This is a genomic window from Modestobacter roseus, from assembly GCF_007994135.1.
GTDB lineage: Bacteria > Actinomycetota > Actinomycetes > Mycobacteriales > Geodermatophilaceae > Modestobacter > Modestobacter roseus.
Genome location: NZ_VLKF01000001.1, coordinates 3,080,621 through 3,094,326 on the forward strand (window position 1 = coordinate 3,080,621; position 13,706 = coordinate 3,094,326).

The 13,706-nt window shown below is 74.2% G+C and carries 13 protein-coding genes; 1 reads left to right on the forward strand and 12 read right to left on the reverse strand.

Annotated elements, in window-relative coordinates:
- Positions 1 to 20 precede the first annotated feature (20 nt).
- The 12 genes from nuoK to JD78_RS14670 form a co-directional block, all read right to left on the reverse strand.
- A complete protein-coding gene (gene nuoK / locus JD78_RS14615; RefSeq protein WP_153359767.1) occupies positions 21 to 320 on the reverse strand; it encodes an NADH-quinone oxidoreductase subunit NuoK in 300 nt (99 codons plus the stop codon).
- On the reverse strand, positions 317 to 1,186 hold the full coding sequence (locus JD78_RS14620) for an NADH-quinone oxidoreductase subunit J (RefSeq protein ID WP_194290455.1): 870 nt from the start codon (positions 1,184 to 1,186) through the stop codon (positions 317 to 319). Before JD78_RS14620 ends, nuoK begins: the two co-directional genes overlap by 4 nt.
- Positions 1,183 to 1,797: an NADH-quinone oxidoreductase subunit NuoI gene (gene nuoI / locus JD78_RS14625; protein ID WP_228395118.1), complete on the reverse strand. Its 615-nt coding sequence runs from the start codon at positions 1,795 to 1,797 to the stop codon at positions 1,183 to 1,185. The genes JD78_RS14620 and nuoI overlap by 4 nt, the downstream gene beginning before the upstream one ends.
- Positions 1,790 to 3,223 carry an NADH-quinone oxidoreductase subunit NuoH gene (nuoH, locus tag JD78_RS14630; protein WP_153359766.1) on the reverse strand — a complete coding sequence of 478 codons (1,434 nt, stop codon included), beginning with the start codon at positions 3,221 to 3,223 and terminating at the stop codon, positions 1,790 to 1,792. The genes nuoI and nuoH overlap by 8 nt, the downstream gene beginning before the upstream one ends.
- Positions 3,220 to 5,742 carry an NADH-quinone oxidoreductase subunit G gene (locus JD78_RS14635; protein ID WP_153359764.1) on the reverse strand — a complete coding sequence of 841 codons (2,523 nt, stop codon included), beginning with the start codon at positions 5,740 to 5,742 and terminating at the stop codon, positions 3,220 to 3,222. Before JD78_RS14635 ends, nuoH begins: the two co-directional genes overlap by 4 nt.
- Positions 5,739 to 7,067: an NADH-quinone oxidoreductase subunit NuoF gene (gene nuoF / locus JD78_RS14640; protein ID WP_153359762.1), complete on the reverse strand. Its 1,329-nt coding sequence runs from the start codon at positions 7,065 to 7,067 to the stop codon at positions 5,739 to 5,741. The genes JD78_RS14635 and nuoF overlap by 4 nt, the downstream gene beginning before the upstream one ends.
- A gap of 1 nt (position 7,068) precedes the next feature.
- Positions 7,069 to 8,073 carry an NADH-quinone oxidoreductase subunit NuoE gene (nuoE, locus tag JD78_RS14645; RefSeq protein WP_153359760.1) on the reverse strand — a complete coding sequence of 335 codons (1,005 nt, stop codon included), beginning with the start codon at positions 8,071 to 8,073 and terminating at the stop codon, positions 7,069 to 7,071.
- The gene (locus JD78_RS14650; protein WP_153359758.1) at positions 8,070 to 9,392 is read right to left on the reverse strand and encodes an NADH-quinone oxidoreductase subunit D; all 1,323 of its coding nucleotides are present in this window, start codon (positions 9,390 to 9,392) and stop codon (positions 8,070 to 8,072) included. The genes nuoE and JD78_RS14650 overlap by 4 nt, the downstream gene beginning before the upstream one ends.
- 76 nt (positions 9,393 to 9,468) lie before the next feature.
- Positions 9,469 to 10,188 carry an NADH-quinone oxidoreductase subunit C gene (locus JD78_RS14655; RefSeq protein ID WP_153359756.1) on the reverse strand — a complete coding sequence of 240 codons (720 nt, stop codon included), beginning with the start codon at positions 10,186 to 10,188 and terminating at the stop codon, positions 9,469 to 9,471.
- Positions 10,185 to 10,865: a NuoB/complex I 20 kDa subunit family protein gene (locus tag JD78_RS14660; protein WP_153359754.1), complete on the reverse strand. Its 681-nt coding sequence runs from the start codon at positions 10,863 to 10,865 to the stop codon at positions 10,185 to 10,187. Before JD78_RS14660 ends, JD78_RS14655 begins: the two co-directional genes overlap by 4 nt.
- A 36-nt stretch (positions 10,866 to 10,901) precedes the next feature.
- Positions 10,902 to 11,324: an NADH-quinone oxidoreductase subunit A gene (locus tag JD78_RS14665; RefSeq protein ID WP_438861310.1), complete on the reverse strand. Its 423-nt coding sequence runs from the start codon at positions 11,322 to 11,324 to the stop codon at positions 10,902 to 10,904.
- Between the two features lie 261 nt (positions 11,325 to 11,585).
- The gene (locus tag JD78_RS14670) at positions 11,586 to 12,302 is read right to left on the reverse strand and encodes a demethylmenaquinone methyltransferase (protein ID WP_153359752.1); all 717 of its coding nucleotides are present in this window, start codon (positions 12,300 to 12,302) and stop codon (positions 11,586 to 11,588) included.
- Positions 12,303 to 12,340: 38 nt separating this feature from the next.
- Here JD78_RS14670 and JD78_RS14675 point away from each other — a divergent pair, with 38 nt between their 5' ends.
- Positions 12,341 to 13,606, forward strand: coding sequence for an isochorismate synthase (locus tag JD78_RS14675; protein ID WP_153359750.1), 1,266 nt, complete (start codon positions 12,341 to 12,343; stop codon positions 13,604 to 13,606).
- The last annotated feature ends 100 nt before the right edge of the window (positions 13,607 to 13,706 follow it).

Below are 13,706 nucleotides of genomic sequence, written 5' to 3' on the forward strand. Positions count from 1 at the left end.
ACCCTCGCACCCCGTTCGGGTCAGTACTTCAGGAGGTTGGCGTCGTCGACCGACGCCGAACGGCGGGTCCGGTAGATCGACATGATGATGGCCAGCCCGACGACGACCTCGGCCGCGGCGACGACCATCACGAACAGGGCGATGACCTGACCCTCGACCGTGCCGCTGGCCCGGGCGAAGGTGATCAGGGTGAGGTTCACCGAGTTGAGCATCAGCTCGATGCACATGAAGACGACGATGGCGTTGCGGCGCACCAGCACGCCGACCGCGCCGATGGTGAACAGGACCGCCGCGAGCACCAGGTAGTTGGTGAGGGTCATCGCCGGTCCTCTCCCAGCGTGCCCAGCGCGGCGTCGGTGCCGCCGGCGTGCGGCAGCCCCTCCCGCTCGATCCCGGTGCTGCCGGCCGGGGGCAGCGGGTCGACCGGCTGCGGGTCGACCCCGGTCAGCAGGGTGTCCGGGGCCGGGCGGCCGTCGGGCAGCCGGCCCGGCGCCGCGACGGAGTTGGCCCGGGCGTAGACCCCGGGGCCGGGGAGGGTCTGCGGCCGGTCGGTGAGGAACCGGGCGCGGGAGAGCTCCTTCTGGGTGCGCCGGGTGCCGGGCTCCTTCTCGGCGTGGGTGAGCAGCAGCGCGCCGACCGCGGCGACGATGAGCAGCGCCCCGGTGACCTCGAAGGCCAGCACGTAGCGGCCGTAGAGCACGCCGGCGATCGCCTCGACGTTGCCGGCCGCCGGCCCGCCCTCGGTGCCCTGCACGGCGGTGAGGCCGGCGACCGGGAGGTCCTGGGTGGCGCGGGCGATGCCGGCGCCGACCAGCGCGGCGAACCCGGCACCCAGCACCAGCGCCGCCACCCGCTGCCCGCGGAGGGTCTCGACCACCGAGTCCGAGGAGTCCCGGCCGACGAGCATCAGCACGAACAGGAACAGGATCATGATCGCGCCGGTGTAGACGATGATCTGCACCGCGCCGAGGAACGGCGCCTCCTGGACGACGTAGAAGACGCCGAGCACCAGCATGGTGGTGACCAGCCAGAGCGCGGAGTGCACCGCGTTGCGGGACAGCACCATGCCCAGCGCCCCGGCCAGCGCGATCGGCGCGAGCAGCCAGAACACGACCGTCTCGGCGGTGCCCAGCTCGACGGCGGTGTCGGCGGCGGCCGCGACGACGGTGGGGGGGAGCACGCTCATGCCCGCTCCCCCACGACCGGCTCGGCGGGCGAGGAGCGCTCGGGCTCGCGCACGTAGTAGTCCTGCTCGTCCTCGCCCAGCCGCATCGGGTGGGGCGGCTGCTCCATCCCCGGCAGCAGCGGCGCCATCAGCTGCTCCTTGGTGTAGATCAGCGCCTGCCGGTCGTCGTCGGCCAGCTCGAAGTCGTTGCTCATGGTCAGCGAGCGGGTGGGGCAGGCCTCGATGCACAGGCCGCAGAAGATGCAGCGCAGGTAGTTGATCTGGTAGATGCGGCCGTACCGCTCGCCGGGGCTGAACCGGGCGTCCTCGGTGTTGTCGCCGCCCTCGACGTAGATGGCGTCGGCCGGGCAGGCCCAGGCACAGAGCTCGCAGCCGACGCACTTCTCCAGCCCGTCGGGGTGCCGGTTGAGCACGTGCCGCCCGTGGTAGCGCGGCTTGGTCTGCTTGGGCACCTCCGGGTAGGACTCGGTGGTCACCTTCTTGAACATCGTGGCGAAGGTGACGCCGAACCCCTGCGCGGGGCCGGGCAGCCAGCTGCGCCGACCCGGCGCCGGGTCGCCCTGCTCGCGGCGCGGGGCGAGCTCCCCACCGCTGCGGTTCTGCTCAGACATCGCCGTCCTCCTGCTCGGGGGTCGAGGTGCCCCGCCGGCCGGTGGCGACGACGGCGCCCACGCCCACGGACTCCCGGCGGCCCAGCCGCGGGGAGGGCGGCACCACCAGGTCCATCGGGGGCACCGGGAAGCCGCCGGCGGCCGGGCCCTGCCCGGTCGGGGGCAGCACCTCGGGCTCGGTGGGGTTGAGCGCACCGGCCGCCGCGGCGCGGGCGGCCACCCGGGTGTCCCGGTTGCTGCGCCGGGAGGCGAGCAGCAGCCCGCCGAGGATCAGCAGCGCGAGCGGCACCCCGACGAAGACCGCGACCTGGCCGCCGTCGAGGTCGGCCTCGCGAGCCACCGCCCGCATGGTGGCCACGGCGAGGATCCAGACCAGCCCGACCGGGACGAGCACCTTCCAGCCGAAGCGCATGAACTGGTCGTAGCGGAGCCGGGGCAGCGTGCCGCGCAGCCAGACGAACACGAAGAGCGCGAGCACGACCTTGGCCAGGAACCACAGCACCGGCCACCAGCCGGTGTTCGCGCCGTCCCAGATGGAGATCGGCCAGGGTGCCCGCCAGCCACCGAGGAACAGCGTCGCGGCCAGCGCGGAGACGGTGACGATGTTGATGTACTCGGCCAGGAAGAACAGCGCGAACTTCAGCGACGAGTACTCGGTGTGGAAGCCGCCGACCAGCTCGCTCTCCGCCTCGGGGAGGTCGAAGGGCGCCCGGTTGGTCTCCCCGACGACCGCGATCACGTAGATCACGAAGGAGACCGGCAGCAGCACCGCGTACCAGCCGGGCCCGGTCACGCTGCCGCCGAACAGCGGGATGCCGTCGGCCTGGGCGGCGACGATCTCCGAGGTGGACATCGACCCGGCGTAGAGGAACACCGCGACGATCGACAGGCCCATGGCGATCTCGTAGCTGACCATCTGGGCGGCGCTGCGCAGCGAGCCGAGCAGCGGGTAGGTCGACCCGGAGGCCCAGCCGCCGAGCACGATGCCGTAGACGCCCATCGCCGAGCAGGCCAGCACGATGAGGACGCCGATGGGGGCGTCGGTGAGCTGCAGCGGGGTGCGCTCGCCGAAGATGCTCACCGTCGGGCCCAGCGGGATGACCGAGAACGCCAGGAACGCCGGGATGGTGGCGATGACCGGGGCCAGGAAGTACACCGGCTTGTCGGCCAGCGCCGGCATGATGTCCTCCTTGAACGCCAGCTTCAGGCCGTCGGCGAGGCTCTGCAGGTAGCCGCGCGGGCCGACCCGGTTGGGGCCGATCCGCTGCTGCATGCGGGCGACGACCTTGCGTTCGAAGACGATCGCGAACAGCGTCATCAGCACCAGCACGCCGAAGATGCCGACGATCTTGATGAGCACGATCCACCAGACGTCGCCGCCGAAGTCGGCGAGCGTGGGCTGGTCGGCGGCGGCGAGCACGCTCATGCCCCCTCCCCCCGCAGGCTGGAGACCGCGGTGGCCCCGGCGGGGACCGGCGGCGGGCCGGCCAGCCGGACGACGGCGCCGGGGCCCGCGCCGAGCTGGCTGCGCACCTCACTGCCCGGGGAGCGCATCGGCAGCCAGACCACCCCGTCGGGCATGTCGGTCAGCCGCACGGGCAGGGTGACCGCCCCGGCCGGGCCGGTGACGGTGAGCGGGTCGCCGTCGGCGAGGCCGAGCCGGCGGGCGGCGTGCGCCCCCAGCCGGGCCACCGGGGGGCGGGCGGTGCCGGCCAGAGCCGGCTCGTCGCGCTGCAACGTGCCGACGTCGACCAGCTGCCGCCAGGAGGCGAGCACCGCCTGGTCGCCGGCGGGCTCCGGCAGCGGTGCCGGCGCGACGTCCGGCACCTGGCCGGCCGGGGCCTGCGCGGCGCCGCCCAGGGCCATGAGCTCGGCGCGGACCTCGGTCACCGAGCCCAGCCGCAGCTCCAGGCCCAGGTGCTCGGCCAGGCCCTGCAGCACCCGGCCGTCGCTGAGCTGGCCGGTGCCGTGCAGCGTCGCGTCGAACGCGCGCACCCGGCCCTCCCAGTCCAGGTAGGCGCCGGCCTTCTCCGGCGCCGCGGCGACCGGCAGGACGACGTCGGCGTGCGCGGTGACCGCGGAGGGGAAGAGCTCCAGGCTGACGACGAAGCCGGCGGCGGCCAGCGCCTGCTCGGCCAGCAGCGGGTCGGGCAGGTCGGCGGGGTCGACGCCGCCGACGAGCAGCCCGGCCAGGGCGCCGTCCCGCGCGGCGGTGAGGATGCCGGTGAGGTCACGGCCCGGGGTCGCCGGGACGTCGGCGCCCCAGCGCTGCGCGACGGCCGCGCGGTCCGCGGCGTTCGCGACGGTGCGGCCGCCGGGCAGCAGCGTGGGCAGCGCGCCGACCTCGACCGCGCCCCGCTCCCCCGCCCGACGCGGCACCCAGCCGATCCGGGCGCCGGTCTCGCCGGCCAGGGCGGTCAGCGCGGTGAACGCGCCGGGCGACTCGGCCAGCCGTTCCCCGGCCAGCACCACCGCGCCGGGCCGGAAGAGGGCGGCGGCCACCTCGGCCAGCACCCCGTCCACCGGGTGGCTGGTCAGGTCGCGGAGCAGCCGGGCCTCCTGGCCCGGGACGGTCGGCAGCACGGTGGCCTGCAGCTTCTCCGCCGCGCGCGTGGCGAAGGGGGCGACGTCGAACACCTGCAGGCCGGCGGTGCGGACCGCCCGGCGCAGCCGCAGGAAGACGATCGGCGACTCCTCCTCCGGCTCGAAGCCGACGAGCAGCACCACGGGCGCGGCGGAGAGGTCGTCGTAGGTGACCGCCCCGGCGCCGGGCCCGGTGCCGGCGACGTGCGTGGCCAGGAAGTCGAGTTCCTCGGTGGAGTGCGCGCGCGCCCGGGCGTCGACGTCGTTGGTGCCCAGCGCCGCCCGGGCGAAGGTCGCGTAGGCATAGGCGTCCTCGACGGTGAGCCGGCCGCCGGGCAGCACGCCGACGCCGCCGGCCTCCCGCGCCCGCCGGAGCCCGTCGGCCGCCGCGGCCCAGGCCTCCGGCCAGGACGCGGGGTGCAGCTCGCCGTCCGCCCCCCGCACCTGCGGCGTCATCAGCCGCTCGTTGCTGCTGGCGTAGCGGAAGGCGTAGCGGCCCTTGTCGCAGTTCCACTCCTGGTTGACCGCCGGGTCCTCCCCGGCGAGCCGGCGGGTGACCGTGCCGCGCCGGTAGTCGGTGCGCTGGGCGCAGCCGCTGGCGCAGTGCTCGCAGACGCTCGGCTCGCTGCGCAGGTCGAACGGGCGGGCGCGGAACCGGTAGGTGGCGCTGGTCAGCGCGCCGACCGGGCAGATCTGGGTGGTGTTGCCGGAGAAGTAGGACTCGAACGGCTCGTCCTCGTAGATCGCCACCTGCTCCAGCGCGCCGCGTTCGAACAGCTCGATGAACGGGTCACCGGCCACCTGCTGGCTGAACCTGGTGCAACGGGCGCAGAGCACGCACCGCTCGCGGTCCAGCAGCACCTGGGAGCTGATCGGCAGCGGCTTGGGGTAGGTGCGCTTGGTCTCGACGAACCGGCTCTCGGTGCGGCCGTTGCTCATCGCCTGGTTCTGCAGCGGGCACTCCCCGCCCTTGTCGCAGACCGGGCAGTCCAGCGGGTGGTTGACCAGCAGCAGCTCCATGGTGCCCTGCTGCGCCTTGTCGGCGACCGGGCTGCTCAGCTGGGTCTGCACCACCATGTCCGGGCTGACCGGGGTGGTGCAGGAAGCGACCGGCTTGCGCTGGCCCTCCACCTCGACCAGGCACTGCCGGCAGGCGCCGATCGGGTCGAGCAGCGGGTGGTCGCAGAACCGCGGGATCTGCACGCCGATCATCTCGGCGGCCCGGATGATCAGCGTGCCCTTCGGCACCGCGACCGGGAAGCCGTCGATGGTGCAGTGCACGGCGTCGGGCGGGGTGTGCGGTCCGGGCATGCCGGGCGGCAGCGCCGGCGCGGGCTCGGGGGTGGCCGGGGTGAGGGTCATGACGCGGCTCCGACCGGCTCGAGACGCAGTGACCGGCCCAGGCGGCCCCGTTCCTCGGCCGGCAGCAGCGCCACGTAGTCGTCCTTGAAGTACTTCAGCGAGCTGGAGATGCAGCTGGTGGCGCCGTCACCGAGGGCGCAGAACGACCGGCCCAGGATGTTGTCGCAGGTGTCGGTGAGCAGGTCCAGGTCGGCGGCCCGACCCTGGCCGTGCACCAGCCGTTCCAGGATCTGGACCAGCCAGTAGGTGCCCTCCCGGCACGGGGTGCACTTGCCGCAGCTCTCGTGCGCGTAGAACTCGGTGAACCGCAGCGTCGCCTCGACGATGGAGTCGGTCTCGTCGAAGACCATCAGCGCGGTGGTGCCGAGCATCGAGCCGGCCTTGGCCACCGAGTCGAAGTCCAGCGGGACGTCGAGGTGCTCGGGGGTGAAGTAGGGGGTGGAGGAGCCGCCCGGCGTCCAGAACTTCAGCCGGTGCCCGGGCCGGACGCCCCCGGCCATCTCCAGCAGCTCGCGCATCGTCGTCCCCATCGGGGCCTCGTACTGCCCCGGGCGCACCACCCGGCCCGACAGCGAGAAGATCTTCGGCCCGGGCGACTTCTCCGGGCCCATCGTCTTGAACCACTCCGCGCCACCACGCACCACGTACGGCACGCTGGCCAGCGTCTCCACGTTGTTGATCACCGTCGGGGAGCCGTAGAGGCCGGCGACGGCGGGGAACGGCGGCTTGAGCCGGGGCTGCCCGCGGTAGCCCTCCAGGGAGTCCAGCAGCGCGGTCTCCTCCCCGCAGATGTAGGCGCCGGCGCCGGCGTGCACGACCAGCTCCAGGTCGTAGCCGGTGCCGAGCACGTCGCGGCCGAGGTAGCCGGCGGCGTAGGCCTCCTGCACCGCGGCCATCAGCCGGCGGTGCGCGTGCACCGCCTCCCCCCGGACGTAGATGACGGCGAAGTGCGACCGGATCGCGTAGGCGGTGATGATCACCCCCTCCACCAGGGAGTGCGGGTCGGCCATCATCAGCGGCACGTCCTTGCAGGTGCCCGGCTCGCCCTCGTCGGCGTTGACCACCAGGTACTTCGGCGCCGCCGCCGGGCCGGTGGGCTGCTCCCCGGGCTTGGGCTGCGGGATGAAACTCCACTTCATGCCGGTGGGGAAGCCGGCGCCGCCGCGGCCGCGCAGCCCGGAGTCCTTGACCAGGGCGACGACGTCGTCCGGGGTCATCGCCAGCGCGGAACGCAGCGCGCGGTAGCCGTCGAGCCGCTCGTAGGTGTCCAGCGTCCAGGAGCGGGGCGCGTCGAAGCGTGCGGTGAGCACGGGGGTCAGGGGCATGTCAGGCGTCCCGCTCTCTCGCGTCGCCGGCCACGGACTGGGTGTGCGCGGCCGGCGTGTCGGTGCCCTCGCCGCCGCGCTCGGCCGGCTGGCGGCCGGCGGGCTCGGGGGCGTCGGGGTGGTGCTGGGCGGCGCCGGCCCGCTCGGCCGGGGTGTCGGCGGAGGCGACGGCGGTGTCGGCGGCCTGCTCGCTCGCCGTCTCCCCGGCACCGGACGTCGGCTCGACGTCCGGCTCGGGGGCGGCCTCGGGCTCGGGGTGCTGCAGCGGTGGCGCGGTCTCGCCGCGCTCGGCGGCCAGCCGGACGCCGGCCAGCGTCGGCGCCCCGGTGGACGGCGCGTCGATGGCGGCCCGCTCGGCGGCGAGGTCGGCGTGCTGGTTCAGGCCGGCCAGCTGGCGGGAGATGCCCCGGAAGTCGGTCAGCGGGGCGCCCCGGGTGGGCAGCGGCTTCTCCCCCCGGCGCAGCGCGGCGACCAGCTCCCGGGCCGACTCGACGTCCTGCTGGTCGTAGAACTCGTAGTCGACGGTGACCACGGGGGCGTAGTCGCAGGCGGCCAGGCACTCGGCGTGCTCGAGGGTGACCGAGCCGTCGGCCGCGGTCTGGTCGTGGCCGACGCCGAGGTCGGCGGAGACGGCGTCGTAGATGCGCTGCCCGCCGAGGACGGCGCAGAGCGTGTTGGTGCAGACGCTGACCAGGTGCCGGCCGGTCGCGTGCCGCTTGTACATCGTGTAGAAGGTCGCGACCGCGCCGACCTCGGCCTTGGTCAGCCCGAGCAGCCGGGCGCAGAAGCCGACGCCCTCCGGGGAGACGTAGCCCTGCACCGACTGGACCAGGTGCAGCATCGGCAGCAGCGCGGAGCGGGCCTGCGGGTAGCGGGCCATGATCTCCCGCGCCTCGGCCTCGGTCTGCGCGGTGAGGGGCGGCAGGTCGGGGGCGGCGGGCTCGACCGGGCTGGAGTCCAGCCCGGTGACCGCCGTGCCCTCCTCGGACCCCGGCAGCGCGCTCACCGGTCGACACCCCCCATGACGGGGTCGATGGAGGCGATCGCGGCGATGACGTCGGCGATCATCCCGCCCTCGCTCATCGCCGCCGTGGCCTGCAGGTTCACGAAGCTGGGGTCGCGCACGTGCACCCGGAACGGGCGGGTGCCGCCGTCGCTGACCACGTGGTAGCCGAGCTCGCCGCGCGGGCTCTCGACCGGCACGTACACCTGGCCGGCCGGCACCCGGAAGCCCTCGGTGACCAGCTTGAAGTGGTGGATCAGGGCCTCCATCGACTGGCCCATGATGTGCCGGACGTGGTCGAGGGAGTTGCCCATCCCGTCGGCGCCGAGGGACAGCTGCGCCGGCCAGGCGATCTTCTTGTCCTCGACCATCACCGGGCCCGGCTCCAGCCGGTCCAGCGCCTGGGCGATGATCTTCAGCGACTCGTTGACCTCGCTCATCCGCACCAGGTAGCGACCCCAGGCGTCGCAGGTGTCGGCCGTCGCCACCTCGAAGTCGTAGGTCTCGTAGCCCAGGTAGGGCTCGACCTTGCGCAGGTCCCACGGCAGGCCGGCGGCGCGCAGCACCGGGCCGGTGACGCCGAGGGCGACGCAGCCGGTGACGTCCAGGTACCCGGCGTCCTTCAGCCGGCGCTGCCAGATCGGCTGGCCGGTGAGCAGCCGGTGGAAGCCGGTGACCCGCTCGGGCATGACCTGCAGGAACTCCCGGATGTGCTCGACGCACCCCTCGGGGAGGTCCTGGGCGAGGCCGCCGGGGCGGATGTAGGCGTGGTTCATCCGCAGGCCGGTGATCTCCTCGAGCAGGTCGAGGACCAGTTCGCGCTCGCGGAACCCGTTGGTCATCCCGGTGAGCGCGCCCATCTCCATGCCGAAGGTGGCCAGCGCGACCAGGTGGGAGGCGATCCGGTTGAGCTCCATGACCAGCACGCGGATGGTCTGCGCGCGGGGCGGGGCCTCGATACCCAGCAGCTTCTCGACGGCCAGGCAGTAGCCGGCCTCGTTGAACAGCGGGGACAGGTAGTCCATCCGCGTGACCAGCGTCGTCCCCTGCACCCAGGTGCGGTACTCGGTGGTCTTCTCGATGCCGGTGTGCAGGTAGCCGATGACCACCCGGGCCTTGGTGACCGTCTCGCCCTCGAGGTCGAGCACCAGGCGGAGCACCCCGTGGGTCGAGGGGTGCTGCGGGCCCATGTTGACCACGAGCCGCTCGTCCTCGTGGGGGTCGGCGCCGAAGGTCTGGTCCCAGTCACCACCGGTGACCGTGTAGATCCGACCCTCGGTGGTCTCGCGGGACCCGGCGTACGGGTCCTGGGTGGTGGTCATCGGTAGCTCCGCCGCTCGTCGGGGCAGGGGTGGGTGGGCGGGGACGCAACCACGCTCGCCCGTGCGAGGTCCCGGCTCACCGGTAGCTCCGTCGTTCGTCGGGAGGAGGGATCGTCGCGCCGTGGTACTCCACCGGCACGCCGCCCAGCGGGTAGTCCTTGCGCTGGGGGTGCCCGTCCCAGTCGTCGGGCATGAGGATCCGGGTGAGCCCGGGGTGGCCGTCGAAGACGACGCCGAACATGTCCCAGGCCTCCCGCTCGTGCCAGTCGGCCGTCGGGTAGACGCCGGTGACCGACGGGACGTGCGGGTCCTCGGCGGTGACCGCGACCTCCAGCCGGATCCGGCGGCGGTAGGTCATCGAGGTCAGGTGGTAGACGACGTGCAGCCGGGGGCGCCCCGGGGCGACGTCCGGGCCGCCGCTGTCGAGGAAGTCGACGCCGGAGACGCTGGAGCACAGCTCGAAGCGCAGCGCCTCGTCGTCCCGCAGCGCGCGGACCAGGGTGAGCAGGTGCTCCCGGGCGACGAAGTACGTGATCTCCCCGCGGTCGACGAGCACCCGCGGGACGGCGGCGTCGTAGGTGGCCTGCCCGACGGCGTCGATCAGCGCGTCGGTGACCTCGTCGAACCAGCCGCCGTAGGGCCGCTCGGTGGAGTGCAGGGCGACGGCGCCGCCGGGCTCGACCCGGACCAGACCGCCGAAGCCGGAGGTATCGCCACTGCCGGTGACGCCGAAGGCGCCCTTGCGGAACCCACCGCTCGGTGCTGCCGCCGCGCCGGCGCCGGCCTCGTCGCTCACCGCCGTCCACCCCGCTCCGCGCCGGGCAGGACGACGGCGTTGCCGCCGCGCTGCTCGATGGCGAACTGGCCGGTGCGGCCGGCGGCCGCGGCCTGCTCGTAGGCGCGCCGCTGCTCCTCGTCGACCCGCACCGTCGAGGGCATCTCGAGGTGCAGGTCGGGCGCGGTGCCGTTCGCGCGGGCCTCGGCCTGCTCCCGGGCGCGCTTCGCACCGAGCGGCTGGTGGGAGATCTTGTGGTGCAGCTTCAGGATGGCGTCGGTGAGCATCTCCGGCCGCGGCGGGCAGCCGGGCAGGTACATGTCGACCGGGACGACGTGGTCGACGCCCTGCACGATCGCGTAGTTGTTGAACATCCCGCCGGAGCTGGCGCAGACGCCCATCGCGAGCACGTACCGCGGCTCGGGCATCTGGTCGTAGATCTGGCGCAGGACCGGCGCCATCTTCTGGCTCACCCGGCCGGCGACGATCATCAGATCGGCCTGGCGCGGGGAGGCGCGGAAGACCTCCATGCCGAAGCGGGCCAGGTCGTACCGGCCGGCGCCGGAGGCCATCATCTCGATCGCGCAGCAGGCCAGGCCGAAGGTGGCCGGCCACAGCGAGGACTTGCGGGTCCAGTTGACCAGCTTCTCGACGCTGGTCAGCAGCACGCCGCTGGGCAGCTTCTCCTCCAGGCCCACGTCAGCGGCCCCCGTCCCTGGTCGGTGTGGTGCGGGTCAGTCCCACTCGAGACCTCCGCGGCGCCACTCGTAGGCGAAGGCGATGAAGACCGTGCCGATGAACAGGGCCATCGCGCCGAGACCCCACAGGCCGAGAGCGTCGTTGGCGACCGCCCACGGGTAGAGGAAGACGATCTCGATGTCGAAGACGATGAACAACATCGCGGTCAGGAAGTACTTGACCGGGAAGCGGCCGCCGGTGAGCGGCTGGTCGACCGGCTCGATGCCGCACTCGTAGGCCTGCAGCTTGGCGTGGTTGTACCGGCGCGGGCCGACGAACGGGGCGACGGTGACCGAGAAGAGCGCGAAGCCCGCGGCGAGGACGAAGAGGCCGACCAGCGGCGCGTAGGTGGACAGCATCAGCGGCCGCCCACCGGGGGCGTGCGCCGGGCACGCGCCCGGGCGGTCTCGCGTGTGCACCTCGCTGTGCGGACCACGGCGGCGACCTCTCCTCCGCCCGGCGGTGACCGGACGGACGCTTGTGAACTACTTCACAAAGTCGAGCGGTCGAAGCCTATGACAGACGGCCGACGGAACGCCAGGACCTTCGGTGACCGAGTTCACACAGCGGGTCGGGACCGGCCGCCTGCCGAGTCACGTGAGGTCTGCGGTCTCGTGGCCTCCTGAGCCGGAAGGCCACGAGACCGCAGATGCCGCCTCGCGCGCACCGAGCACGCGGGGTCAGGCGCGGGTGCCGCGGTGCAGGGCGACGGCCCCGCCGGTCAGGTTGCGCCAGGCGACGTCGCCCCAGCCGGACTCCTGCAGCCAGCTCGCCAGCTCCGGCTGCGCCGGCCACGCCCGGATCGACTCGGCCAGGTAGACGTAGGCCTCCGGGTTGCTGCTCACCGCGCGGGCGATCGGCGGCAGCGCGCGCATCAGGTACTCGGTGTAGACGGTGCGGAACGGCGCCCAGGTGGGCCGGGAGAACTCGCACACCACCAGGCGGCCACCGGGCCGGGTGACCCGGCGGAACTCGCGCAACGCCTGCCGCGGGTCGGCCACGTTGCGCAGCCCGAAGGAGATGACCACGCCGTCGACGCTCTCGTCGGCCAGCGGCAGCGCCATCGCGTCCCCGGCCACCTTCGGCACCGGCCGTGACGCCCCGGCGCGCAGCATCCCCTGGGAGAAGTCGCAGGCGATGGCGTGCACGCCCCCCGCCGCGAGCTCGACGGTGGACACCGCCGTGCCTGCCGCGACGTCGAGCACGGTCGAGCCCGGGCGCGCGTCCAGCGCCTCCCGGGTGGCCCGCCGCCAGCCGCTGTCGAGGCCGCCGGAGAGCACCGTGTTGGTCAGGTCGTAACGCCCGGCGACCCGGTCGAACATCGCCGCGACGTCGGCGGGCCGCTTGTCCAGCCCGGCCCGCACGCCCACCCCGTCAGGTCGTCCACCGGTCGCCACCCCGGGGACGCTACCTGCGCGCCTCCTACCCTGGAGCGGTGAGCCCGGCAGCGCCCTCCCCCGCCACCGCGGCCGTCGTCACCACGACCGCCCTGGGGAACCGGCGCACCCCGCTGCTCACCCTGGTCCCCCGCGACGGCGCGCTGGCCTGGGTGCGCCGCGGCGAGGGGCTGGTCGGCTGGGGCGAGGCCGACCGGCTGGAGGTCTCCGGCCCCGACGCGCTGGCCACCGCCGCCGCCTGGTGGGCCGACCGGTGCGCCCGCACCGAGGTGCACGACCCGGTCGGCGTCCCCGGGTCCGGCCCGGTGGTCTTCGCCTCCATCGCCTTCGACCCGGCCGCCTCGACGTCGGTGTTCGTCGTCCCCGAGGTCGTGGTCGGGCGGCGGGACGGCGCCACGTGGGTCACCGTCACCGGCGACGCCGGCGCCGAGGAGCGCGCAGTGGTGGAGACCTCGCCGGCGGTGACGACGACGTCGATCGGCCAGCTCCGCTATGCCGACGGCTCCCTGGACCCCGCGACCTGGTGCGGCGCCGTGGAGGCCGCGGTCGCCCGGATCGACGCCGGCGCCCTGGACAAGGTGGTGCTCGCCCGCGACCTGCTGGTCAGCGCCGACGAGCCGATCGACCCGCGCCGGCTGCTGCTGCGCCTGGCCGAGCGCTTCCCCGACTGCTGGACCTTCGCCGTCGACGACCTGCTCGGCGCCACCCCGGAGCTGCTGCTGCGCCGCACCGGCGACCAGCTCTCCGCCCGGGTGCTGGCCGGCACCACCCCGCGCGGCGCGGGCGCCGAGGACGAGCGGCTCGCCACGGCGCTGCAGGGCTCGGCGAAGGACCTGGCCGAGCACGGCTACGCCGTCCGCTCCCTGGTCGACGCGCTGCGCCCGTACTGCGACGAGATGGACGTGCCGGCCGGGCCCTCGCTGCTCACGCTGCCCAACGTCCGCCACCTCGCCACCGACGTGCGGGGTCACCAGCACGGCGACGCCGACCTGCTCGAGCTGATCGCGGCGGTGCACCCGACGGCGGCGGTCTGCGGCACCCCCCGGGACCGCGCCGCGACCCTCATCGGCGAGCTCGAGGGGATGGACCGCGGCCGGTACGCCGGACCGGTCGGTTGGCTCGACTCCCGGGGCGACGGCGAGTTCGGCCTCGCCCTCCGCTGCGCCCAGCTGACCGGGGCCGAGGGCGGCCGGCAGGCCCGGCTGTTCGCCGGCTGCGGGATCGTCTCCGGCTCCGACGCCGCGGCCGAGCTCGCCGAGACCCAGGCCAAGTTCGCCGCCGTCCAGACCGCGCTGGAGGACTGAGCGGGCTCACCCGTCCGGGCGGGCCCGCGCCCGTACGCGTCAAGTCCCGCGGCGGACCGGCCGACGGTCCCGGGGTGACGCCCGCCCGCTCCGTCCAGCG

Bases quoted from the DNA above. Each gene is read 5' to 3' on its own strand.
- nuoK (WP_153359767.1), bottom strand. From the start codon at position 320: ATGACCCTCACCAACTACCTGGTGCTCGCGGCGGTCCTGTTCACCATC.
- JD78_RS14620 (WP_194290455.1), bottom strand. From the start codon at position 1,186: ATGAGCGTGCTCCCCCCCACCGTCGTCGCGGCCGCCGCCGACACCGCC.
- nuoI (WP_228395118.1), bottom strand. From the start codon at position 1,797: ATGTCTGAGCAGAACCGCAGCGGTGGGGAGCTCGCCCCGCGCCGCGAG.
- nuoH (WP_153359766.1), bottom strand. From the start codon at position 3,223: ATGAGCGTGCTCGCCGCCGCCGACCAGCCCACGCTCGCCGACTTCGGC.
- JD78_RS14635 (WP_153359764.1), bottom strand. From the start codon at position 5,742: ATGACCCTCACCCCGGCCACCCCCGAGCCCGCGCCGGCGCTGCCGCCC.
- nuoF (WP_153359762.1), bottom strand. From the start codon at position 7,067: ATGCCCCTGACCCCCGTGCTCACCGCACGCTTCGACGCGCCCCGCTCC.
- JD78_RS14650 (WP_153359758.1), bottom strand. From the start codon at position 9,392: ATGACCACCACCCAGGACCCGTACGCCGGGTCCCGCGAGACCACCGAG.